Source organism: Paenibacillus sp. FSL H8-0457, from assembly GCF_038051935.1.
Lineage (GTDB): Bacteria > Bacillota > Bacilli > Paenibacillales > Paenibacillaceae > Paenibacillus_AQ > Paenibacillus_AQ lautus_A.
Window position 1 is genome coordinate 6,913,059 of the sequence record NZ_CP150293.1, and the last position, 22,317, is coordinate 6,935,375.

General features: G+C 51.8%; 21 protein-coding genes and 1 pseudogene. 8 read left to right on the top strand and 14 right to left on the bottom strand.

Features of this window, described 5'->3' with window-relative positions:
* Nucleotides 1-327 precede the first annotated feature (327 nt).
* A complete protein-coding gene (locus tag MHI43_RS31185) occupies nucleotides 328-1,878 on the bottom strand; it encodes a BCCT family transporter (protein WP_036659424.1) in 1,551 nt (516 codons plus the stop codon).
* 127 nt (nucleotides 1,879-2,005) lie between these two features.
* Nucleotides 2,006-2,347, bottom strand: a complete 342-nt coding sequence (locus MHI43_RS31190; RefSeq protein ID WP_036659426.1) for a helix-turn-helix domain-containing protein — start codon at nucleotides 2,345-2,347, stop codon at nucleotides 2,006-2,008.
* A gap of 123 nt (nucleotides 2,348-2,470) precedes the next feature.
* Here MHI43_RS31190 and MHI43_RS31195 point away from each other — a divergent pair, with 123 nt between their 5' ends.
* Nucleotides 2,471-2,869 carry a DUF4440 domain-containing protein gene (locus MHI43_RS31195; protein WP_036659427.1) on the top strand — a complete coding sequence of 133 codons (399 nt, stop codon included), beginning with the start codon at nucleotides 2,471-2,473 and terminating at the stop codon, nucleotides 2,867-2,869.
* A 91-nt stretch (nucleotides 2,870-2,960) separates the two neighbouring features.
* Here the strand turns inward: MHI43_RS31195 and MHI43_RS31200 are convergent, their stop codons facing one another.
* The 5 genes from MHI43_RS31200 to MHI43_RS31220 all read right to left on the bottom strand — a co-directional run bounded on the left by MHI43_RS31200 (nucleotide 2,961) and on the right by MHI43_RS31220 (nucleotide 7,858).
* Complete coding sequence (locus tag MHI43_RS31200; RefSeq protein WP_036659429.1) at nucleotides 2,961-3,938, bottom strand: ring-cleaving dioxygenase; 978 nt, start codon at nucleotides 3,936-3,938, stop codon at nucleotides 2,961-2,963.
* A 208-nt stretch (nucleotides 3,939-4,146) separates the two neighbouring features.
* Nucleotides 4,147-4,665, bottom strand: coding sequence for a peptide deformylase (gene def, locus MHI43_RS31205; protein ID WP_036659431.1), 519 nt, complete (start codon nucleotides 4,663-4,665; stop codon nucleotides 4,147-4,149).
* Nucleotides 4,666-4,669: 4 nt separating this feature from the next.
* Nucleotides 4,670-4,912, bottom strand: coding sequence for a helix-turn-helix transcriptional regulator (locus MHI43_RS31210; protein ID WP_036659432.1), 243 nt, complete (start codon nucleotides 4,910-4,912; stop codon nucleotides 4,670-4,672).
* 213 nt (nucleotides 4,913-5,125) lie between these two features.
* Nucleotides 5,126-6,076 carry a DMT family transporter gene (locus MHI43_RS31215; RefSeq protein ID WP_036659433.1) on the bottom strand — a complete coding sequence of 317 codons (951 nt, stop codon included), beginning with the start codon at nucleotides 6,074-6,076 and terminating at the stop codon, nucleotides 5,126-5,128.
* A gap of 270 nt (nucleotides 6,077-6,346) precedes the next feature.
* Nucleotides 6,347-7,858 (bottom strand): copper amine oxidase N-terminal domain-containing protein, encoded by a 1,512-nt coding sequence (locus MHI43_RS31220; protein ID WP_036659435.1) that lies wholly within the window; start codon nucleotides 7,856-7,858, stop codon nucleotides 6,347-6,349.
* 222 nt (nucleotides 7,859-8,080) lie between these two features.
* Between MHI43_RS31220 and MHI43_RS31225 the strand changes: the two genes are divergently transcribed.
* From MHI43_RS31225 to MHI43_RS31240, 4 genes are all read left to right on the top strand, one after another.
* Nucleotides 8,081-8,770 (top strand): response regulator transcription factor, encoded by a 690-nt coding sequence (locus tag MHI43_RS31225; RefSeq protein WP_036659436.1) that lies wholly within the window; start codon nucleotides 8,081-8,083, stop codon nucleotides 8,768-8,770.
* Nucleotides 8,767-9,771, top strand: a complete 1,005-nt coding sequence (locus MHI43_RS31230; protein ID WP_036659437.1) for a sensor histidine kinase — start codon at nucleotides 8,767-8,769, stop codon at nucleotides 9,769-9,771. Before MHI43_RS31225 ends, MHI43_RS31230 begins: the two co-directional genes overlap by 4 nt.
* A gap of 99 nt (nucleotides 9,772-9,870) precedes the next feature.
* Entirely contained in the window at nucleotides 9,871-10,632 is a 762-nt protein-coding gene (locus MHI43_RS31235; protein WP_009591195.1) for an ABC transporter ATP-binding protein, read from the top strand.
* Entirely contained in the window at nucleotides 10,622-12,571 is a 1,950-nt protein-coding gene (locus MHI43_RS31240) for an ABC transporter permease (RefSeq protein WP_036659438.1), read from the top strand. The genes MHI43_RS31235 and MHI43_RS31240 overlap by 11 nt, the downstream gene beginning before the upstream one ends.
* A gap of 79 nt (nucleotides 12,572-12,650) precedes the next feature.
* On the opposite strand, the gene MHI43_RS31245 is transcribed toward MHI43_RS31240, so the two are convergent.
* The 7 genes and pseudogenes from MHI43_RS31245 to MHI43_RS31275 form a co-directional block, all read right to left on the bottom strand.
* Nucleotides 12,651-13,136 (bottom strand): DinB family protein, encoded by a 486-nt coding sequence (locus tag MHI43_RS31245; protein ID WP_036659440.1) that lies wholly within the window; start codon nucleotides 13,134-13,136, stop codon nucleotides 12,651-12,653.
* Nucleotides 13,137-13,300: 164 nt separating this feature from the next.
* Nucleotides 13,301-14,533, bottom strand: coding sequence for an MFS transporter (locus tag MHI43_RS31250; RefSeq protein ID WP_051425265.1), 1,233 nt, complete (start codon nucleotides 14,531-14,533; stop codon nucleotides 13,301-13,303).
* Nucleotides 14,526-14,954, bottom strand: coding sequence for a MarR family transcriptional regulator (locus MHI43_RS31255; RefSeq protein ID WP_036659443.1), 429 nt, complete (start codon nucleotides 14,952-14,954; stop codon nucleotides 14,526-14,528). Before MHI43_RS31255 ends, MHI43_RS31250 begins: the two co-directional genes overlap by 8 nt.
* A 309-nt stretch (nucleotides 14,955-15,263) precedes the next feature.
* Complete coding sequence (locus MHI43_RS31260) at nucleotides 15,264-16,598, bottom strand: D-arabinono-1,4-lactone oxidase (protein WP_036659444.1); 1,335 nt, start codon at nucleotides 16,596-16,598, stop codon at nucleotides 15,264-15,266.
* The gene (locus MHI43_RS31265; protein WP_036659446.1) at nucleotides 16,595-17,782 is read right to left on the bottom strand and encodes an amino acid deaminase/aldolase; all 1,188 of its coding nucleotides are present in this window, start codon (nucleotides 17,780-17,782) and stop codon (nucleotides 16,595-16,597) included. The genes MHI43_RS31260 and MHI43_RS31265 overlap by 4 nt, the downstream gene beginning before the upstream one ends.
* A gap of 134 nt (nucleotides 17,783-17,916) precedes the next feature.
* Nucleotides 17,917-19,191, bottom strand: coding sequence for a stalk domain-containing protein (locus MHI43_RS31270; protein WP_036659448.1), 1,275 nt, complete (start codon nucleotides 19,189-19,191; stop codon nucleotides 17,917-17,919).
* A 232-nt stretch (nucleotides 19,192-19,423) separates the two neighbouring features.
* A pseudogene (locus tag MHI43_RS31275) lies at nucleotides 19,424-20,196 on the bottom strand (HAD family hydrolase).
* Between the two features lie 101 nt (nucleotides 20,197-20,297).
* Between MHI43_RS31275 and MHI43_RS31280 the strand changes: the two are divergent.
* From MHI43_RS31280 to MHI43_RS31290, 3 genes are all read left to right on the top strand, one after another.
* Complete coding sequence (locus MHI43_RS31280) at nucleotides 20,298-20,996, top strand: cyclic nucleotide-binding domain-containing protein (protein WP_015737987.1); 699 nt, start codon at nucleotides 20,298-20,300, stop codon at nucleotides 20,994-20,996.
* Nucleotides 20,997-21,077: 81 nt separating this feature from the next.
* Nucleotides 21,078-21,566: an RNA polymerase sigma factor gene (locus MHI43_RS31285; RefSeq protein WP_015737988.1), complete on the top strand. Its 489-nt coding sequence runs from the start codon at nucleotides 21,078-21,080 to the stop codon at nucleotides 21,564-21,566.
* The gene (locus tag MHI43_RS31290; protein WP_036659450.1) at nucleotides 21,563-22,267 is read left to right on the top strand and encodes a zf-HC2 domain-containing protein; all 705 of its coding nucleotides are present in this window, start codon (nucleotides 21,563-21,565) and stop codon (nucleotides 22,265-22,267) included. Before MHI43_RS31285 ends, MHI43_RS31290 begins: the two co-directional genes overlap by 4 nt.
* Nucleotides 22,268-22,317 lie beyond the last annotated feature (50 nt).

The following is a 22,317-nucleotide window of genomic DNA, read 5'->3' on the forward strand; positions in this document are numbered from 1 at the left end:
GCAATCCCGGAACCATTACATATGAGTCCGAGAACGGCCCCGCTTGAGGTGCCCGCCAATTCGCCGCGCGTGAGATTGTGTTATCCTCCAACGCGGGCGATCTGCTTGCACTCGGGTCAACATGGATTTACGGATACTTTATGCCGAACTTCCAAAGCTCTCATTGCACGCCCGCGGGTGTGATGGGGGCTTTTTCGATTCTGTGTTATATGGGTTTGGCTATGGCTGCTGTCATATCCGGGCTCATTTTCATAAAAATAAAGAGGACACCGCATGAGTGCCCTCTTGAATCCAATTCTTCCGACTTTGCTGTACCTCGCGCTTGTCTCACTTCTTCCCACGGTTTGCTGCCTCTTCGAGACGGCGAAACCGTTTCAGATCGGCTTTGCGAATCGGAAGCGGCTCTCGGCTCAGCAGTTTCACTACCGCAACGATCATCAGAAGCAGCAGTACGGTGAACGGCAATGCCGCAATCAGCGAAGCGGTCTGTAAGGCTTCAAGGCCACCTGCATACAGCAGGACGCCGGCAATGGCTGCCATCAGCGTGCCCCACACGATTTTTGCCGTTTGGGGAGGGTTCAAGCTGCCATAAGTGGTCATGCTGGCTAATATATACGTTGCCGAATCCGCGGACGTTACCAGGAACGTCAGTATAAGTATAATCGCCAGCACGTTCATGACGGAAGCGAAAGGCAATTGGTTGAACAATTGGAACAGCGCCGACGTGACATCCGCGTTAACGGCTGCCGCTATCCCGGTGTTCTCGTGCAGGTCAAACCAGATGGCCGTTCCGCCGAACACGGCGATCCAGAGACAGGCAATGACCGGCGGTACAACCATCACGCCCACAATGAATTCGCGAACCGTTCTTCCCTTGGATACCCTCGCCACGAAGGCTCCCACATACGGCGACCAAGCAATGGCCCACGCCCAGTAGAATATCGTCCATTCCCGTACCCACGTGCCTTCCGCATAGGGTTGGAGCCTTAAACTGTACGAAACGAAATTCGTAATGTAGTCGCCAAGCGCTAATGTGAACGTCTCCAAGATGAATACGGAGGGTCCGCAGATAAACACAAACAATAAAAAGGCTAGCGCCATCCCGAGGTTCAGGTTGCTTAAGTATTTAATCCCCTTGTCCAATCCCGTCGTCGACGAGATCATGTAAGCTACAAAAATAATCCCCAGCATCAATAACTGCAGCCCTACGCCATTGTTAATTCCCATAATGGTATTCAACCCGCCGCTCATTTGCAGAACGCCAAGTCCGATCGAAGTAGCGATACCCATGACCGTTGCTATGACCGCCAGGATATCAATCACATTCTTGACGCTGCGCTTTGAACCGGTAACAGGCTCCAGCGCGGTAGACACCAGCCCATCCTTCTGCTTACGGAACTGCAGAAACGCAATCACAAGCCCGACTAGGGCAAACACGGACCATTGGCTTATCCCCCAGTGAAAAAAGGAATAGCCCATAGCCACGCGTGCCGCTTCGACGCCTTGTGCTTCGACGCCTCCGAAGGGCGTCTTAAAAAAGTGGCTCATGGGTTCGGCCACACCCCAAAACACCAGCCCGACGCCAAATCCTGCGGAGAACAGCATGCCGATCCAGGTAAAGAACGGGTACTCGGGCTTCTCCTTATCTCCGCCAAGGCGAATGGTGCCGTATTTGCTGGCCGCAACCCAGATCAGAAATATGATAATCGCAAAGATCGAGAGCATATAGAACCAGCCGAACGTATTCGTTGTAAATCTGTACAGATACCCTGCCACTTCACCAAAAGCCCCGGGCTTGACGGCCCCCAGAATAGCCAACACGGCAATAATGACAGCTGATACCGAAAACACGATATTCTTCAATAAATTCCCTTTCACAAGCTCCACCTCAGCAGATAAGTCATCGTTTTCCCATACAGTATTTGTATTTAAACCAGAATTGATGTACTTAATCGCTGAATGTGTGCTGCATCGGGTACTCATCTGATCAAAGCTATCATTATCGTTACTTCTCCTTAAAATCTTGTTGAGATCCGATATACTGCTGGCCCAAAATGACCATTTGCTCCAGTACCGCTTCAAACTGTCGGCCAAACTCCGTGATCGAATACTCTACCTTAGGAGGCAGCTCATGAAACACGGTCCGCTTCACAATGCCGTCCTCCTCCAACTCCCGTAATTGCAAGGTCAGCACGTGCCGCGATACTTCAGGAATTTTCCGGTGAAGCTCACCGAAACGGCGGGTTTCCTGAAACAGCTCATATAGAATTCGAGGCTTCCACTTTCCGCTAATCATGTGCAGGCCGACTTCAGCCGGACACCCGAAACTCTCATCCTGATAGGGCATTTTGCTATTCCTCAACTCCCTTGGTCATGAATTGATGACTAGGTCACATTATTCTGCGTACTTACCCTGGCTTTCTTTTTCAGATAGGCTATTGATTATCATCTTACAGAAAGAGGAGATACAATGAAACCATCAAATCCTTCAAAACCCGTATGGAAGCCGGAAGATATGAATGCAGCCTTTGCAGACGCTTATAATAGCGGGGATATCGATCAGCTGCTGGCACTGTATGAACCGAACAGCGTTCATGTCCACCGAAACGGAAGCCTGGAAATCGGAATCCATTCCTTCCGCCATACGTTGGAGGAGCTGCTGCGGCTCAAAGGTACGATGGTCTCCACCAATGTATATTGTATTCCGTTTGAAAATATCGCTATGCTGCGTGCTCGGTTCTCCCTGCAAACGACCGATCCGGATGGCCAACCGCTGGTGCTGCAAGGACATACCTCCGAGATCGTAAGACAACAGCCCGATGGAAGCTGGCTGTACATCGTGGACCATCCTTTCGGTTCGGATACATGAGAATGACCGTAAGATCCGTTATTTCGGTGGTACAAAAAAAGCAATCCGCCCTTGTCATGAACAAGCGGATTGCTTCTTGAGATTCATTGCATCATTCCTTGACGAATTCCTTCGTGCTGCGCACCGTATCGATCGGGCGAACCATGCTCTCGATCTGCTCGCGCTTCGACTCAAGGAATGGAGGCAGGGACAATTTTTCGCCCAGCGTTTCATACGGCTCATCCCCCATGAAGCCCGGACCGTCGGTGGCAAACTCGAACAGAATCTGCGGCGCGACGCGTGCGTACAGGGACTGGAAGAAATAGCGGTCGACAAAGCCCGACGTATGGAATTGGAAGTCGTCCAGACGCTTGATCCAGTGCTCCAGCACCGAACGGTCCTCTACCCGGAAGGCCGCGTGGTGAACGGTACCGAAGCCCTGCTGGGCCCGCGGGAGCACGACGTTGTACTCGACAACGACCTGCGCGCCATTGCCGCCCTCACCTACCTCAAACAGATGAAGCGAGCCTTCCTTGCCGATTTCCTTAAACTGAAGCACCTTCTCCATCACTTCTTTGAAATGATCGAAATTGGACACCCGCACAAAGACCGGGCCAAGTCCTGTAATCGCATGCTCCAAGGGAATCGGCCCCTTCTGCCAAGGCGTTCCCGAAGCCACGCCTTCATTGTTCTCGTCGGAGATGAGTTGATATTGCTGATCGTCGAAATCAACAAAAGCGAGTGTTTTTTTGCCGAATAACTCTTGAATGCCTTGATGTTTCACGTCCATCCGATCAAATCGCTTGACCCAATAGTCCAGCGCTGCATCGTTAGGAACACGGAACGAGGTTTTGTAGATCTCGTCCGTACCGTGTCTGCCCTTCGGAATACCCGGGAAGTCGAAGAAGGTCATATCCGTGCCTGCACTGCCCTTGTCATCCGCAAAGAACAGGTGGTAGGTCTGAATATCGTCCTGGTTAACCGTCTTCTTCACGAGCCGCATGCCCAGCACATAGGTGAAGAACTCGTAGTTCTTCTCAGCACTGCTCGTAATGGCTGTTACGTGGTGAATTCCTTTTAATCCGTTCATAGTTAAACGCCTCCGTCTCTTATATCTAAAGTGTGTGTCGAATCTGTTTCATTTATTATTTCGATTTAAAACATCTTTAATTTGAGATAATATTATCACGGCTTTCCTCTTCCGTCAAGCATCAACATTCGCAGCCATAACCAATAAAAAACAGCCGGACATCCGATCCGGCCGTTCTATTCATTTCGCCTTTCTCTCTACATGGACGCTATGAGCCTGTATTGGATAATCCAATGACGGGTAACAGCTCGATGCGTCGATGCGTCTCCTCATGATACAACCACCCATCCCGAACATGGTCCACAAACAAAATGCCGTTCAGGTGATCAATCTCATGCTGCATGCATCTGGCCAGATAATCCTCGCCCTTCAGGATTACCGTCTCGCCTTGCCGGTTCAATGTCTTCACCGTCACTTTGTCGGCTCTCTTTACGTATCCGTAGTAGCCCGGATAGGAGAGGCACGCTTCAGGGCCCATTTGTTCCCCGTCCATCTCCACGATTTCAGGATTAATCAGTTCGATCAGCCCTTCTCCGCAGTCCATGACAATAAGCCTTCGCAAAATGCCGATTTGCGGTGCGGCAAGGCCGGCGCGCCCATCGCTGTCGTACAGCGTCTCGACCATATCATCCAGTATCTTTAATACTCTGGCATTCACGGTATCGACCGGCCGGGCAATTTTGCGCAGGATGGGATCGCCGAATGGCACAATAGGTTTCACCGTCATTCTCTTAAGCCCCCTTAGTTTTGGAAGGAGGTGTATGCACCCATAAGTCACTTGGAGTACACTCTAAGGTTGTGCAAAGGGCATCTAACGTCTCTGCCTTCATCTGCCTGGGCTGGTTCGTCAGCAATGCGCTAATGGAAGCAGCCGACAGGCTGTAATCCGCCTTCTCTTTCATCAGCCGCGCCAAAGCCGCTCCCGACCATATCCCTCTCTCTGCCATCACGTTACGTAACATCCATTCGAGCAAAGGGTCACCCTCCCGTTCATCAAAATATTAGCTCACACCTAATTTTATTAGGTATTGCCTAATATCTCAAGCCCATTTCTATAGGGACTGACAAAAGTGGTTCTCCAGAGCTCGCGATGACCCTTCGCTGACAAATTTATTGGAAGAGACCCTTCTAGCATAATACTCGTTGATGAAGTTCTACAATTTCTCTACAGCTTGCAGCAGCCCGGATTAAGCAGGCTTGGATTCGTTCCGGGCCAGCCGTTTCTTAGCGTTCCCGGCTCTGCCTGCAAGGCTGGTCCCGATCACGCCGATAATCACGAGCACTGCCCCGATGACATGATAGTAAGCCAGCTGTTCATTCAGGAAGGCGACGCCTCCAAAAATCGTGACAACGGTAGCCAGATTGTTAAAGATGCCCATCCGGGACGCCTCGATCTGGGACAAGGCATAGTTGGACAGGAGCGATGTTCCCAGGGAGGACAAGACGCCGAGATAAAGAACCGACCACACGAAGGATGAGTGCATAAACGGGTCAAAATAATGGACCAGCGTCCCTTGCGCCGCATGCTGAGCAACGGACATCAGGTTAAACAGCACGAATCCGATCATCGACATGATGAAGGTGATATCCAGTACCGACTGCTTCTGCGTCATCTTGCGGGCCATCACGCTGTAAATGGCATTGGATAGCGCAGAGAGCAGAATCAGCACAATCCCGAGGGTGCTCGATTGCTCGAAGGACACGCCTTTCAACACAAAGATGGAGATGATCCCTGTCACCGACAGCACGGTAAACAGCTTTTGTGCCCAGCTGGAGCGCTCCTTTAAGAACAGCGACGCCAAGAGCAGCGTAAAGATCGGTACGGTAGCGTGAATAATCCCGGCCTCGGCCGAACTGGTATAGACTAATCCGAAGGTTTGCAGCGTAAAGAACAGGAACGGATAGAATATGGCCAGCGGCACGATGGTCAGCAGCCGCTTCAGGTCCATCGGGACCTTTCTGCGGGCAATGAGGAGCCCCAGCGATGCGGCTAAGAACGAAAGGGTAAACCGATGCGCCAGCGTATCCAGCGGGTTAGCATGGACCAGGGCCAGCTTTACGAACATAAACGAAAAACCAATGATGGCCGTATATCCCAAAGCGGCGGCATAGGCACGGCTTGTATGCGGTAGATTCATGATATGTGTATCTCCTTCATCTTCTCTTTTTTATGTCCAACCGGGAGGGCCGGAGCATTTGCTATTTATCTTACGGCACGAAGGACTTCGTTACGATTTGAAATAACGCTAACTGTACCGGTACAGTTAGCGCGATGAAGGAGGGTAACAACAAAAAGGCTGTTTCCCGTCATCCCCGGATGACGGGAAACAGCCCCGTTATATATACTTCAACTTGCATTCTTTCATAACAGCATCGGCATTGCCGACCGTTATCGATAAAAATTATCGTTAATCGCGTTCGACCGATATCCAGCCATCTCCCTCGAGATGAAGCGTTGCGCCGAGCGCTTCGGCCATAAACCGGAGCGGAACGTAGGTAGATCCGTTGCTATGAACGAATGGCGCTTCCGGCAGCGTCACGCTTTTACCGCCAACGCTGGCTATTTTGGAGCCTACGGTCACCACGATTTCTTCTCCCGTCAAATCATTGATGACTATAATTTTATTCGAGCCTTTGGTCCACTTCACTTCGGCATCCAGCTGATCTGCCAGGTAACGGAGCGGAACGAAGCTCTGATGGTTCTTCTTGATGGCGCCGTATCCAAAATCCTCGTTCGAGATATTCAAATACATCGACTTTTGCGTGATCTTCAGATCATCCTTCAGCACGTTGTAGATGAGGGAATCCTTCTCGAAGTTCCGCAGCACTTGACCCGGCGTCACGGAATCATTCAGGACATCGAGCACGCCTTTGGACGTATCGACCTTATTGGCTTTCACTGCGCCGCCGATATTCCAGACCTCACCTTCGGAATACACCTTGACGGCCTTCAATGGCAGGTCCTCGGATACCGGAAGCGCGACGGTCAGCTCCAGCGCATTCTTTCGCGTATTCAGCTGCTCGTCGAAATAGTAGTCCAATTTAAGGGTCGTATCCTTGCCGAAGACGGTTTCGGATCCCGGAAGCTCCTCCAATAATTGTTCCTTCTGCTCATCATAGTTCTCCGTGAATTCGGTCAGCGCGCCGTGCACGATCTCGTAAAGCGACGCAACGACCTCTTCCTTGGATTCCTGCGGCAGGAGTTCAACGTCTTCGCCGTATGCCTCGCCGATGCTGGTCATCATCGGATAAATGGCATCATAAGCATCACCGATTACCTGCTTCAAGCCGGCTTCGTCTTTAAGCAGACTTTCGGCAAAAGGCTTAACCATGTTCAAAATCTCTTCGCCCGTAAGCTCCATCTGAAGATGCGTCAGGTTCAAGCTCTCTCCGTTCACCTTCTCCTGGACCGGCTTCACCGAAACTTTGGACGGGTTCGGGAAATGCTTCAGCACAAGTCCTGCCGCCTTCTTCACGACATCTTGAATCGCCTGCTCATACTGGCTGGTGTCAGGCATTCCCGGAACGGTTGTATCCATCGACAGATAGAACGGCTGCTTCGCCCCGTCCAGTTGAATCGCCATTCCCTTGGCATCCATGGACAGATGAAGCGGAACCTTCTTGTCCGAATAATGAACGCTGCCTTGCATGGACACCGTATTGCTATCCTCCACGATGGCATGGTCAATATTTAAGGATAAGGAATTAATAAGATCAATCGCTTCTTTATCTTCAGACGATAGGGCCTTGTCCGCAGGCACCACCTCGAATCGAATACTTGCGCTGGATTCGCTGGATTTCACATCAAGACTGGTCAGCATCGCCTTGTTGATATCCAGTCCCCCGACGGCCTGACATCCTGTCATAACGACCAACACGGCTGCAATGAGTACGGTCAACCATTTGAACTTCTTATACATTTTGATATTCGTCCCCTCCCAGGTCATAGGCTCATTTCTATTATGGGAAGGGAGGAAATGTTTGTAAATAGGTATTTAAGCCTCGTCATGTATGCACATGGGAAGGCGCCTCAAGATAGCATTTATCGACTTTTTGCTATACACTGGGGAATGAAAATCATGACAGAACAGCGCACATTCATGAAGTGCGGCTTGAACAACCTATAAAGCGTGGTGAATCTCTTGTTTAAAATTATGCTGATCGAAGACGACGCGACACTGTTCCATGAAGTGCAGGAGCGCCTCTCGCAATGGTCGTATGACGTTTATGGCGTCCACGATTTCAGCGCCGTACTCCAGGAGTTCACGGCGATTCAGCCCGACCTGGTCATTATCGACATCCAGCTGCCGAAGTTTGACGGGTTCCATTGGTGCCGAATGATTCGTTCCCACTCCAACGTCCCGATTATATTCCTGTCTTCCCGGGATCATCCCACCGATATGGTGATGTCGATGCAGCTGGGTGCGGATGATTTCATTCAGAAGCCGTTTCACTTCGATGTCCTGATTGCCAAAATCCAGGCCACCCTGCGCCGGGTATACAATTACAACACCGAGCGGACCGAGCTGAGAACATGGCGGGGAGCCACTGTCGAATTCGGCAAAAATACGATAAGCAGCCCTCAGGGCACCGCTGAACTGACAAAGAATGAAATGTTCATTCTGAAGATCCTCATGGAGCGCAAGAACCAGATCGTCAGCCGGGAGGACCTGATCAAGAGCCTGTGGGACAACGAGCATTTTGTCAGCGATAATACGTTAACGGTCAACGTGAATCGTCTTCGCAAGAAGCTGGAGCCCTTGGGACTTGACCCTTACATCGAAACCAAGGTGGGACAAGGTTACATCGCTACGGAAGAGGCCCACGCATGATGATGGCCTATATCCGGGAACGGCTAAGCTGGATTCTGTTATTCGTGTTCTTGCAGGTGATGCTTCTGTTTATAGCCGCGATGGACGCCCAAATCCCGTTCCTGCCCATCCTCTATATCGTGTTTCTGTCGACGCTGTTCTTCCTGGTGTTTCTGTTCGTCAGATACAACCGGGAAACCAAGTTCTACAAAAGTCTCCAGGCATGGGACGACACCTACGACTTAGCCGCCATCAGCGAGCCGGAGCACCCCTTTGAGGCGATTGCCATGGACATGCTCTCCCTGCAGACCGAGCGTTTCAAGAAGGAATCCTCCATGCGCCTGATGGAGATGCAAGGGGAGAAGGACGAGCTGTTATCCTGGATTCATGAAGTGAAAACGCCGCTCACCACGATGCAATTGATGATCGAACGCATGGAAGACGAAACGTTGAAAGCGCAGCTCCAGTATGAATGGCTCCGCATTCACCTACTGCTTGACCAGCAGCTGCACCAGAAGCGCATCCCTTTTATTCAGAACGATCTGCTGATCGAGGTGTCCGCCCTTGAGCCGATCATCTTTCAGGAGATCCGCGGGCTCAAAACCTGGTGCATGCAAAAGGGCATCGGCTTTGACGTTTCCCTGCAGGCAGCGGAAGTGCTGAGCGACGCCAAATGGCTGGGCTTTATCATCCGCCAGCTGTTGACCAACGCGGTCAAATACAGCTCCGCTTCGGACATTAACATCGAGAGCGATCTCGTGGCCGAACATGTCAGACTCATCATTCGGGATGCCGGACGCGGCATTGATCCGAAGGACATGCCCCGGATTTTCGATAAAGGCTTCACGTCCACCACCTCGCATCAGGATCGTGCCGCAACCGGCATGGGGCTCTATCTGACGAAAAAAGTAGCCGAGGCCTTGATGATCCGGATCCAGGTAGAATCAAAGCCGGGCGTCGGCACAACCTTTACCTTGATCTTTCCGAAACGGAATGATTTCGTTAGCATTACCGGCATGTGACAACAATGTCACATGCTTTTGCGCTTTGTTCGGCGAATCGAAGGAAAAGGGCCCTCGACTCCTTTATGATAAGGACAGATAACAAAGGAGTGAGTGAAATTGGCAATTCTTGAAGCAAACCAAATTCATAAAAGCTACGGCAACAAATTCAATAAACAGGAAGTGCTGAAGGGCATCGACATCCGCGTGGACAAAGGCGAGTTCGTCAGCATCATGGGCGCTTCGGGCTCCGGGAAAACCACGCTGCTGAACGTGCTCTCCTCGATCGACAAAGTGAGCCTCGGCAGCATTAAAATCGAGGGCAAAGAGTTTACGGGCCTCAAGGAGAAGGAGCTGGCCGAGTTCCGCAAGCATCATCTCGGGTTTATTTTCCAAGAGTATAACTTGCTGGATACGCTGACCGTCAAAGAAAACGTCCTGCTGCCGCTCTCCATTAAGAAGGTATCCAAAAAAGAAGCCGATCAGAAATTCCAAAGAATCGCGACCGAGCTTGGCATCTACGAACTCAAGGATAAATATCCGAACCAAATCTCCGGGGGACAGAAGCAGCGGACCTCCGCGGCCCGTGCATTCATCCATGATCCGAGCATTATTTTTGCTGATGAGCCGACGGGTGCGCTGGACTCGAAGTCTGCATCCGATCTGTTGAACAAGCTGAGCGAATTAAATCAGAAGATCGACTCCACGATCATCATGGTTACCCATGACCCCGTAGCGGCCAGCTATTGCACCCGGGTGGTCTTCATTAAGGACGGTCAGATCTACACCCAGCTGAACAAGGGTGAGCAATCCCGGCAGGCCTTCTTCAACGACATCATCAAGACTCAAGGCGTGCTAGGCGGTGTTCAGAATGAACATTAATTATCTGATCTACCGGAATTTGAAGAAGAATATCAAGAACTATTATCTGTATGTATTTGCGCTGATCTTCAGCGTGGGTCTGTACTTCGCGTTTGTCACGCTGCAGTATGATCCCGCAATGGATGAAGCGAAGGGCTCCATAAAGGGAGCGGCTGCGCTTGGAGCCGCCTCCGTGCTGCTCGTGGCCATCGTGGCGATCTTCCTGCTGTATGCCAACACGATTTTCATCAAACGGCGCAGCAAGGAAATCGGACTGTTTCAGCTCATCGGACTGACCAAGGGCAAGATCTTCCGGATCCTCAGTGCGGAGAACCTGATTCTGTACTTCGGCTCCATGGTCATCGGCATCTTTGCCGGCTTCGCGGCTTCGCGCTTAATTCTGATGATCCTGTTCAAGGTGACCGGCGTAGACACCGAAGCAGCCCTCTCCTTCTCGACCGAGGCGCTCATCCAGACCGTGATTGTGTTTGCCGTCATCTATGTGCTGATCATGATCATGAATTATACGTTCATCAAAAGGCAGAGCATTCTATCCCTCTTCCGCGCGGTATCGACGACCGAGAACCAAATTAAGAAAATGTCCTTCGCCGAAATGCTGTTCGGCCTGCTCGGCATCGGACTCATACTTCTTGGCTACTATGTGTCGACCAAGCTGTTCAGCGGAGATTTCACCACCATGAACGAGCTGTTCATGGCCATGATCCTGATCCTGGGGGCGGTGATCATCGGGACTTATCTGTTCTATAAAGGGTCGGTCAGCTTTATATTCAACGCGATCCGGAAGAGCAAGGGCGGTTACTTGTCCCTGAATAATGTGCTGTCCCTGTCCTCCATCATGTTCCGCATGAAATCGAACGCGCTGCTGTTAACGATCATTACGACCGTGTCCGCACTCGCGATCGGACTGCTGTCTCTTAGTTATATTTCGTACTATTCCGCTGAGAAATCGGCCGAGCAGAGCGTGCCCAATCATTTTGCGGTAGCGGATCAGAAGGATTTTTCCACATTTATTCAGGCACTTACAGATGAAGATATCGAATTTAAGAAGACCCAACGGGACGTAATCCAGGTGAATGCGGACCTATCCGACATTATCGGGGCCAGCCTGGAGGTATCTGGGCAAGTGGATTCCGGTTCCATGATCATCCCGGTAATCAGTGATGCCAGCGTGAAGGACAAGGATGTTTCCCCCGGCGAGACGTTGTTCACGGGTTACAGTGACGCGATCCAGCAATTCATGGCGATTCAGACCACAGGGGAAATTGAACTCATAAGCCCTAAACAAAGCTTTAAGCAGAAGCTGATCGGCTTGGATAAGGAAGCATACGTATCCTATTATTATGCAAGCGGCGGGCTCCCAACGGCCATTGTGGATCAGACCATATTCGATAAGTTGGTTCAGGATTTGGATCCGAAGATCCAGAAGAAGACTAATGTCTATCACGGCATCGATATTGTGGATCCAAACGCTGTGGATCAGGCCAATAAGATCTTTAAGAGCCTCGGCCTTAGCGAGGGAACAGGGAACCTCTCTCAGACGGAAATGGTCTTCAACCAGAAGAGCAATATGGGCTTGATGATGTTCATCGTGGGATTCCTGGGACTTACCTTCCTGATTACTTCAGGATGCATCTTGTACTTTAAGCAGATGGACGAAGGTGAAGAGGAGAAGCCGAATTACACGATCCTTCGGAAACTGGGATTCACTCAAGGGAACCTGCTTGCGGGGATTCAATTCAAACAGCTGTTCAACTTCGGCATACCCCTGGTCGTCGGCTTGTCCCACAGTTACTTCGCCGTGAAATCCGGCTGGTTCTTCTTCGGAACCGAGCTGTGGCTGCCGATGGTTATGGTAATGCTCCTGTATACGGCGCTGTATTCCATATTCGGTTTGTTGTCGGTCATGTTCTATAAACGGGTAATCAAAGAAGCGTTGTAAACGAGGTGCATGGTTGGGCCCAGGGATGATTCGGGTACCATCCATGCATTTTTCATGTGCAGGCGTGAAAAACAGCGGATTACCATTCCAACGGGCTGCAGCTCTTCTGCAGCTTCCGGATATACACGATTTGACCGATATGATAAGCATTGTGCGTGGCCGCATTACTCACCAATTCCCACCACTTGGCCGGTTCCGGGAATCCGTTCACTTCCTGCTCAAGCTTGGCCGCTGACAACAGCTCCTGCCATTGCAGCAAAACCTCAAGCAGCCGATCCCTTAACTCGGCAAAAGTCGCGTTATCCGGGATGATGAAGCTATAGTGGTTGTCTCCAATAGAAGGAACGGCATCGACTTGCGATTCGCGGTAACGCGTCTGCCACGTTTCGTTCCAATACAGCAGATGCTGTATGATCTCCGCAATGCTGTGGCAGCCATTGGCCGGCGTCCAGAACGCTTCGTCCTCCGTCAGTTGCTCCACGGATTGCTGGAACGGGACGTACCAGCTGGGATCGTTCGCGTTCGCTAACAGCTGATTCAATAGAACATCATTTGCATGCGCCATGGGTCATTCACTCCTTCATGCGCCCGGTAATGGGCAGCATCACAAATCATGACTAATTTTACTATAGGATGACGCCCTGTGATTCGCAAAAAATGATTAAAATCATTCTTTCTCGGCTCGCCCCCAAGTAAAAAAGACTGCCTTGAAGGCAGTCTTTCATTAGTTTAAATCGTTGATGAATGCACGATCGCATGTCCGTCATTCCCGTCGTTTTCTTTTTTCCCAACCAGTATATGATACAGCACGATTCCCGCAGCTAGCAGGACCGCCATCGCGATATACATGCCCCGGAAACCGACAAGCGGAGTCAGGAAGCCGAGTATAAAGGGACCGAACCCGATGCCCACGTCCACGAAAATATAAAAGGTCGATGTCGCAAGCCCGATCCGGTGCGCCGGTGAACGCTTAATGGCCAGGGCCTGAGCACTGGACTGCGTCGTGCCGTAGCCCAGACCGACGAATACGGCCGAGAGCAGCAAGGTCAGGCCGTGGTGGGCTTGGCTGAGCAGAACCATCCCGATCGCAAACGATAGAATGGCCGGGTACATCACCACATTGGCCCCTCTCTGGTCAAACCAGCGACCCGTGAACGGTCTCGACAGAATGACCACAATAGCATAGACAATAAAGAAATAACTTGCCACTTGGGCCAGACTGATCTGCCCGGCAAAAATCATCAGGTACGTTAAAATGCTGGAATACCCGAACCCCATGACAAAGCTGACCAGCGAAATCGGCACCGCCTTCGGCTCAATAAAGTTGGATAGCTTCAACCCTTGCAGATCCTTCTTCTGCTCCGCGGTCAGTTTCAGTTTCGGTATGTTCATAAAGAAAGCCGACAGCAGCGAAAGCACTCCTAGCGCGGCGCACAGCGTAAAGTTAGCCATCATCGAAGCATGCTCGTTAATCATCAGGCCGATAAAAGGGCCAATTGCCGAAGCGATAATAATGCTCACGCCATAGTAACCTGTACCCTCGCCTCTTCTCGAATTCGGAATCAGGCTGGCCGCAATCGTGCCTGTTGCCGTTGAGGCAAGGGCGAAGGCGATACCGTGAAAGAAACGGACAACGAGCAGCACGCTCAAGCTGTTTACGACGAAGTACAAACCGATGAGAACGCTGAAGGCGATCAGACCGGTAAACAACAGTTTTTTGCGGCCGACCCGCTCGATGATGCTGCCTCCGACCAACCGTCCAATCAATGCGCCGACGACAAAAATGCTGGAAGCCAGGCCAGCCATTCCCGTCGATGCGTGAAACTCATTCTTTGCATATGAGGACATGATCACCACTAATAAGTAAAAACATAAAAAGAGCAGGAAATTGACGCCGAACACAATCAAAAAGTCCTTGCTCCACAATCGTTCTCGCGAGTCTGCTTGCTCCAAGTTAATCACCTTTTCTAATAATGTTGTCCCTGACCGTCTCCATCACCCGGATGACCGCCCTTTGATCCTCTTCAGAAACGCCTTCCATAATCTCCTGTTCATATTGGTCAAATATCTTGCGAATTTGCAGGAAGACGTCAGCTCCGGCCTTGGATAGCTGAATGCGCTTCTCCCGTTTATCCCGCACCGGGATTTGCTCCACATATTCCAGCTTAATCAGCGCGTTGACGGTTCGGGTGACGGTGGGCTTCTCCACGTACAGCATTCTGGACAGCTCCACCAGAGTCATCGACTGATAAAAATCCAGATAGTACATGATGGACCACTGGGCATAATACAGGTTGTAGTCTTCGAGCTTACGATTAAGCTCATTGACGAAAGGGCGATACAGCGTAAAGTATTTATGAAAAAAGTGTCTGTGGGCGTCCATTCGAGACCTCCGTTCAAATTAGTTACCTTGGGTAACTATTTATTGATTATAAAGAAGATCCTTCTGCTTGTCCATCCGGAATGATTTCCAACTCCAAGTTCGAACTGATGCGGACGGCATACCGACGCTTATTCTCCCTGTTTAGGAATGGCTCTATTCACGTTTCTGCCGCTTATATTACAAGTAGCGGTGGACAAAAAAAAATCGCCCTGGGGCGATGGAAGGTGGTGCTGCCATCTCAAGGGCGATTCGAACCAGGTATGCGATCTATGCGGCAATTTCAATTGGGTATCAAATCTGTTGTGAATTCTATCCAATATCACTGAACGAATCGGAAATCGGCCCGGATACATCAAGCAGTCTGCCCGTATAATCGCTCAGCAGGATACCGTCCGGGTCCAGCTCTTGCCGAACCGCGCGGAATGCTTCCCACATGGGATACAGCTCCTTCAATTGAGCAGCCTCGAGATGATGCATTTTTCCCCAATGCGGCCTGCCGCCGTACCGCAGGAAGATGTGCTCCATCGCACTGAAGTAATCTTCATACGGCATGCCTTTGTACATATGGATCGCAATATAGGCGGAATCCCGGTCGTAGGCGGGGCTTAACCAAATATCATCGCCCTTGGCATAACGGCATTCTACGGGGAAATGCACATGGTACTTGTTTCGCGACATTTCTTCACGCATCTCTTCAATGACCGCATTCATCGACTCGGCGGGAATGTTATACTCCATTTCGTTGAAACGAACGAGCCGCCGGGTCGCGAATAACCGGTGGCTGTAATTCACTTTGCGACCCAGCGGAACCTGCGACGCCGAGAGACGGCTCACATACGGGCTTGCTTTGGGCAGCTTGCGGCACAGCTCCGAGATCAGACCAAAGAAGGTGTTCTCCACCATCACGTCGCTGATATAATCCTTGATCCGATGCTCCCTCACCTCTTGGTCCGTCTTGTTCATCAGCTTGATCTGGCACGGCTCTGCGTAAGGGAACCAATAAAACTCGAAATGACGGTTCTCCTCCGCCAATCGCGCCTGCTGTTTCAAGCATTCGCCGAGCGGTATTCTCCGGCTTTCATATTCGATTTTGTAAGCCGGCTCAAGCCTCAACGTCACTTGCACGATAATGCCGAGCGTACCTAAGGATACCTGCAGCGCCTTGAACCAATCGGGGTGCGACTCCCCGCTGCACTCCAGCACCTCGCCCGTACCGGTGACCACCGTCATTCCGACAACCTGCGTGGATATATTCCCGAAGGCCCGGCCCGTACCATGCGTCCCTGTACTAATGGCGCCGGCAATGGACTGAACATCAATATCCCCCAGGTTCTCCTGTGCCAGCCCCTGCCGAAACAACAGCTCGCCCAACAGCTTCAGCTTCGTCCCTGCCCACACGGTGGCGGTTCGGGCTTCGACGTCGACATGGACCAGGCCCTGCATCCTGTCCAAGGAGATCAGGCAGTCCTCGGATGCCGCAATGGGGGTAAAAGAGTGCCCTGAACCGACCACTCGCAGCCGCCTGCCCTCCTGCCGGCACATCCGGACCACTTTTTCGACTTCCGCTATGGAGGCAGGATACAACACCGTTCTTGGATTGGCTCGTACCGATCCCGACCAATTCGACCACTGGACCTGCTTCATAGAAAACACTCCCCCATTCCGCGATAGGTTGCATATTCGCCTACGATGCGGCCTTGCGAGACCGCATACAGCACCTTGAACCGTTCGCACAGCTCGCCGGCCTTCGCATGGCGGAAGAACACCGGGTCTCCCAGGCCAAGCTCCACATGGGCAGGCAGACGCAGCGGTGTCTGCACTTCCCCGGCCCCTTCAAGCGGGAACAGCTTCAATCCCGAAGGCAAGTAAGGTTTCGCAAGTTTATCCTTGTCTGCCGTACCCGATGCCGTGTAGCCGCCTCCCATGCAGGTCACGATCCCTGCCTTCGGGATGCGAACCACCTCTACGGCATAGGCCGCTGCCGGCTTATAACGGAACGAGGCATAATGATCGAACAAACCCGGCGCATAGAAGCCTGACCCGGCCGTAATTTCGGTTACCCAAGCTTCCTCCCGGGAGCTGTCCAAACTTCCGGTTCCCCCTGCATTCACGAAGCGGAGCCGAAGGTCCATGGCGGCAAGCCGCTCCACGGCTTCTTTCCTCCGCTTGGCCGCTTCAACGATGGAGCGGCTTTTCAGCCACCGGACCATGGTATTCTTCATATGCTTACCGGCTGCGTTATCCCCAACGCCTGCTACCTGCGCCTCGTACCCCATGATGCCGTCCAGGCGGAGCCATGGAGAGCGGATAATCTGCTCCACTATCGGGTACATGCCCTCCCACGAATGGACGGGCGATCGCCATACACCGAAGTGCAGACCCGGATATTGGACCGACATATCCACATCGATGCATAGTGGAATCACGGTCCGCTGTTGTTTGGCGAACTGTTCGATGTGCTCGACATGCTCCACGCTGTCCACCATTAAGGTAATCCTGCGACCTTCGCCGACCAGATTCACGATGGAGCGAATGGCTTCCGGCTGCCACTGCGGATATCCCAGCAGCAGATCGTCAAAGCCCTGTTCCGCCAGAAATACGGCCTCCGCTGCCGTATAACACATGATTCCTTGAAAGATCGGGTTCGTACGAAGGATACGGTTCAACACGTCCACGGAGCGGATGGACTTGCTGGCCAGCCGCACTTTCTTACCCCCAGCCGCTTGTGCAATCGCTTCGGCATTGTCGTCCAGCATGTCCAGATCCACCAAGGCGAACGGCTTCGGAATCTCCGCGAAAATCTCTTTATAATACTCGTATGTCGACACCCCTACATCAACACCTTCCCGTTTCCCTCACGCCTATGCCACATGATATTCTCGAAGGTAGCGGATTATCCTTCCGCACACCACTATCCGCGCAAATAAAAAGAGCCCAGCCTTTGGTTGGCTGGACCCGAATCTTAATCGGCTAATTTGATGAGGGTTAGGGAAGCGCCGTTGCCTTGTGCAAGGGTTGCAGCACCTAATGCACCATACAATTGAAGACTAAGCGCATCTCCTGCATCCAATCGCTCTATAAACTGGGCGTGGTAATGTGACTTGTACTTAATTGGAGCTTCGTCACTCTGTATGATAGAGACACCGTTTCGAGTAATCCTTGAGCCCGCAAGCAAATCTGATGCTAAATTAATCGTATAAGAAATATAATATGTCCCTGTTTCATGAACCGTAAACAATGTTGAACTTCCATCTGCCATGATTCCTGCTACTTTCGGATTGTCCGGCAGCGGAACCGGGGTCCCGCCGAGCAGTACTGGAATAACGCCTCCCGACGTATTCCCTGCGTATGCATAAGTTCCTGTGGAGCTCCCTCCTGCAGGTCCAACAGGCCCCGCTGGACCTGCGGGGCCTTGGGGTCCCTGAGCTCCTTGTATCCCTTGCGGACCTTGTGGCCCTACCGGGCCGAGGTCGCCCTTATCGCCCTGGATTCCCTGAGGTCCGGGATCCCCTTGATCCCCCTTTTCACCCTGCGGACCTGCCGGGCCTTGTTCGCCTTGATCTCCTTTATCGCCTTTCGGACCCGGGGCTCCCGCAGGGCCTGGATCCCCCTTAGGTCCGGCTGGTCCAGCCGGACCTTGGGAGCCCGAAGATCCTGAAGACCCGGACTGACCTTGTGGACCCTGGGGCCCTTGAGGTCCTTGTGGTCCCTGCGGGCCTGTTTCGCCAGGGTCGCCTTTAGGACCTTGCGGGCCTGCCGGACCCGGCTGCCCCTGCTCCTGAGCTCCCCCGTCACTGCCGTACGCAATGCTAACCAGCTGCTTTTGTTGGTTCCACTGCACCTTGGCCCCAAACACTTCGGCCAAAAAACGAAGCGGAACCATCACTCTGTTATCCAGCAGCCTCGCGGGCTGGTCCAGCTTCACCTTAGTGAGTGCACTGCCTTTTTTCACGGTAGCTGACTCGTTGCCCATAACCAGCTCGGCAGAGGTATCGCCCCGAACGGCTGTGATCTTCTTGGCAGAAGCATCCCACCGAATGGAAAGGCCCAATATTTCGGTTACATGCTTAATGGGCACCAGCACTTTGCCTTTGACCATAACCGGGGCAACATCCAAAGGCTTGGTTATCCCGTTGACTTGCATCGTGATGCCTGCCGCTTGCGTGACGGGTGCGATCGCTAAACTCAGGGTGAGCAACATTGCTGCCGCAAAATACAGCCGTTTTTTCTTCAACACAATTACCTCCTTATCGATCTTGGAATAATTAATTTATCGGACGAACCTACTCGCGAGTTAATATAAATAATTACACGAGAATCATGATATTTCCTGTGTACGATCGCGGAATATTAAACATTTTTTGTTAATTTTAGCCTAAGCAAAAAAAGATGAGGAATGCCCCATCCTAAGTAAATCCATTTTCTATATCATGTTTGGAGACAGTTGGTCATTCGCTTGGATAACGCACCTACACACTCGCTACCGCATATAACCGCCCGAGCGCCGTCAGACGTTCCGCAATCGCGCGCTCGATCTGCTCATCCAGCGGCAATTGTTCCGAGGCGTACGGCGCGAGCTGCGGATGCTCGCCGATCATCACCGCGTGCAGCGCATGCCGGAACATCGAGATATCGTTGGCATCGTTGCCGAAGGCGATATACTCTCTCTCCTTCACGCCCAGCTGCTGGAGCCCGCTCCATTTATGGATCCCCTTTGGGCTAATATCCAGCACCCCTTCCCTCCGTGCGCGTGAACGACTACATCCAGCTGTCTCAGCCGCTCCTCCAGCTCTGCCATATGATCCGAGGTCAGCATCAATATTTTTACAATGGATTCAAGTTCCTGCAGCGGCACATTTCTGGCCAGTTTGTGCGGGTCCAAGTGAAGCCGGATCGGATGGTCCGCAGGACCCCTATAGGCATAGTCCCACTCCCCATCGATCAAGTAGCTCACGTTATGCGTGGTTAACAGCTGAAGAAGAACCGGAAGCACCTCGCCGTCAAAGCCGACCGTAGAGATCCGCGCTCCCCCTGCCGCCACCATCGAGCCGTTCCCCCCGACCATCGGGTAGTGATGAACACGCTCATGAAGGACGGGAAGCAAATCGCGAATCGGCCGGGCGGAAGCAAAAACAACCTCATGCCCCTGTGCTACCAGCTCCTCCAATGCCTTCAACAACGCGTCCGAAACCGGCTGACCTTTAAAACAGATCGTTCCGTCCAGATCGAATACGAATTTCATGTCCAGTTCCCCCTGTATCTTCTCATTGCTCTTATCATAGCAGTTGGTCGTATAATGAGAAGGACATTTGTCCAGATGAGAAGGGAGCGCAAAAGAAACCCGTGAAACGACTTCATGATGCACCATTGCTGAAAGCCAAGCTGGAGCAATTTCAATTCGGAAACATGCTGGATTTGGGCAAGCCTGCGCCCTTTACCTTGCAACAATACGAGCCCGGCGAGATCATTCTGCATGAGGGTTTTGCCATGCAGTCCCTGTTGTTCTTAGTGCAAGGGAAAATCAAGGTGACCTCCAGCATCGAAACCGGAAAGTCGCTGCTTCTGCGTTTTGGCCATCCCTTTTCCATCATCGGGGATATTGAATTGATTCGAGACGTTCCTGTCCAATCCCAGATTGAAGCCGTTAACGAATGCCTGTTCATCGGGCTGTCGTTTGATTATATCAGGCTGCATGAAATGACGAACGCCCGCTTTACCTCCACCTTGCTGGATCACCTGAGCTACAAACTCCAGACCTGCACGACCGCTTCACGCGTCAATCTGTTGGCTTCCGTGGAGAACCGGTTTGCCAGCTATCTGATGTCCACCATGTCGCCTGGATCGGATCCTTCCTTCGGGATGGAGTTGAAAACCGACCATATCGGGGAGATTGCCAGCTTGCTTGGCACCACGCACCGACATTTGAATAGGGTAATGTTTGCCTTCGCCCAAAAGGGGATCCTGGAACGAAACGGACAGACTATCCGCATTCTGGACTGGACCGCGCTGGAGACCGCCTCGAACGGCATCCGTTATGAGTAGATCACTAACCTGAATATTTTTTTCGCGGATTTTTGTAACGAATCGGCCATGACCCGGTCATATAGGCAAGGAGGTGAACAGGTGACGGATTTGCACCAGATCTACCATCAACACTTTCAAGACGTGTATCGGTTTCTGCTGTCGCTCAGCAGAGACGAGCATGTTGCGGAAGAACTCACGCAGGAGACGTTTTTCAAAGCGCTGAAGCATATCGATTCGTTTCAAGGCACATGCAAGCTGAGCGTGTGGCTATGCCAAATCGCTAAACATACATACTTCTCCTATCTTGATAAACAAAAGCGGTATGAGCCTGCCCCGCAGATCGACCACGGCAGCGGTCAGGATATCGCATTTCAAACCGTGGAAAGGGCTGAGGCTTTTCGCATCCATCAAATCCTGCACCGGATGGACGAGCCGTATAAAGAGGTGTTTACGCTGCGAGTGTTCGGGGAATTGTCTTTTGGCGAAATCAGCCGGCTGTTTGGAAAAACCGAGAGCTGGGCAAGAGTCACCTTCTTTCGAGCCAAGCAAAAAATCCAAAGCCTATACAAGGAGGGGAATCAATCGTGAGCCGAATATCGTGCGAGATTATTCAGGATTTGCTGCCTTTGCACCATGATGATGTATGCAGCGCAGACACCAAAACCTTGGTAGAAGAGCATCTGGCGGATTGCCCGGCTTGCCGGGAGGTGCTGAGCCATATGAGCTCCCCGATGTCGCTGCCCACCCAAACGATGGAGCAAAACAAGGATGAGGGAGCCGGCTTGCGGCAAGTTGCGGCCCAGTGGTCGCGCACCAAATGGATCTCGTTTACCAAAGGTCTATTGATCAGCTGCTTAGCAGTCGGTCTCTTGTTCCTGGCATATGCGGGCCTGTTCGAATGGAACATTACAAGCGTGCCGACCCGCGTGATGCAGGTATCCGATATCAGCCAGCTGAAGGATGGGCGCATTGCTTATCACGTGAAGATGACCGACGGCTATAATGTTAACCAAGCCAGCTACGATACGGATGAGGAAGGAAACTTCTATGTGACACCCAAGCGTCCCATCATCAAATCTAAAAAATTCGCGGATATGGGACTGTCCAATATGTACTATACGAACGATATTGAAGAGCGAAATGCCTACGAGAAGAGCTTTGGCGACGGCGTACAGATCAAGGCCCTCTACTTAGGGACGCCGGATGACCGGGTTCTGATCTGGGAACAAGGCATGGAGCTGCCGCCGGCAAGCGAGTCTGTCGAGATGCAGTTCAGTAGCGGCGAGTAAATTTTATTTTTAATAAAAAGACCATCGGATGCCCTAATGGCTTCCCATGG

Bases quoted from the DNA above. Each gene is read 5' to 3' on its own strand.
- MHI43_RS31190 (WP_036659426.1), bottom strand. From the start codon at position 2,347: ATGCCCTATCAGGATGAGAGTTTCGGGTGTCCGGCTGAAGTCGGCCTG.
- MHI43_RS31195 (WP_036659427.1), top strand. From the start codon at position 2,471: ATGAAACCATCAAATCCTTCAAAACCCGTATGGAAGCCGGAAGATATG.
- MHI43_RS31200 (WP_036659429.1), bottom strand. From the start codon at position 3,938: ATGAACGGATTAAAAGGAATTCACCACGTAACAGCCATTACGAGCAGT.
- def (WP_036659431.1), bottom strand. From the start codon at position 4,665: ATGACGGTGAAACCTATTGTGCCATTCGGCGATCCCATCCTGCGCAAA.
- MHI43_RS31215 (WP_036659433.1), bottom strand. From the start codon at position 6,076: ATGAATCTACCGCATACAAGCCGTGCCTATGCCGCCGCTTTGGGATAT.
- MHI43_RS31220 (WP_036659435.1), bottom strand. From the start codon at position 7,858: ATGTATAAGAAGTTCAAATGGTTGACCGTACTCATTGCAGCCGTGTTG.
- MHI43_RS31230 (WP_036659437.1), top strand. From the start codon at position 8,767: ATGATGATGGCCTATATCCGGGAACGGCTAAGCTGGATTCTGTTATTC.
- MHI43_RS31240 (WP_036659438.1), top strand. From the start codon at position 10,622: ATGAACATTAATTATCTGATCTACCGGAATTTGAAGAAGAATATCAAG.
- MHI43_RS31245 (WP_036659440.1), bottom strand. From the start codon at position 13,136: ATGGCGCATGCAAATGATGTTCTATTGAATCAGCTGTTAGCGAACGCG.
- MHI43_RS31255 (WP_036659443.1), bottom strand. From the start codon at position 14,954: ATGGACGCCCACAGACACTTTTTTCATAAATACTTTACGCTGTATCGC.
- MHI43_RS31260 (WP_036659444.1), bottom strand. From the start codon at position 16,598: ATGAAGCAGGTCCAGTGGTCGAATTGGTCGGGATCGGTACGAGCCAAT.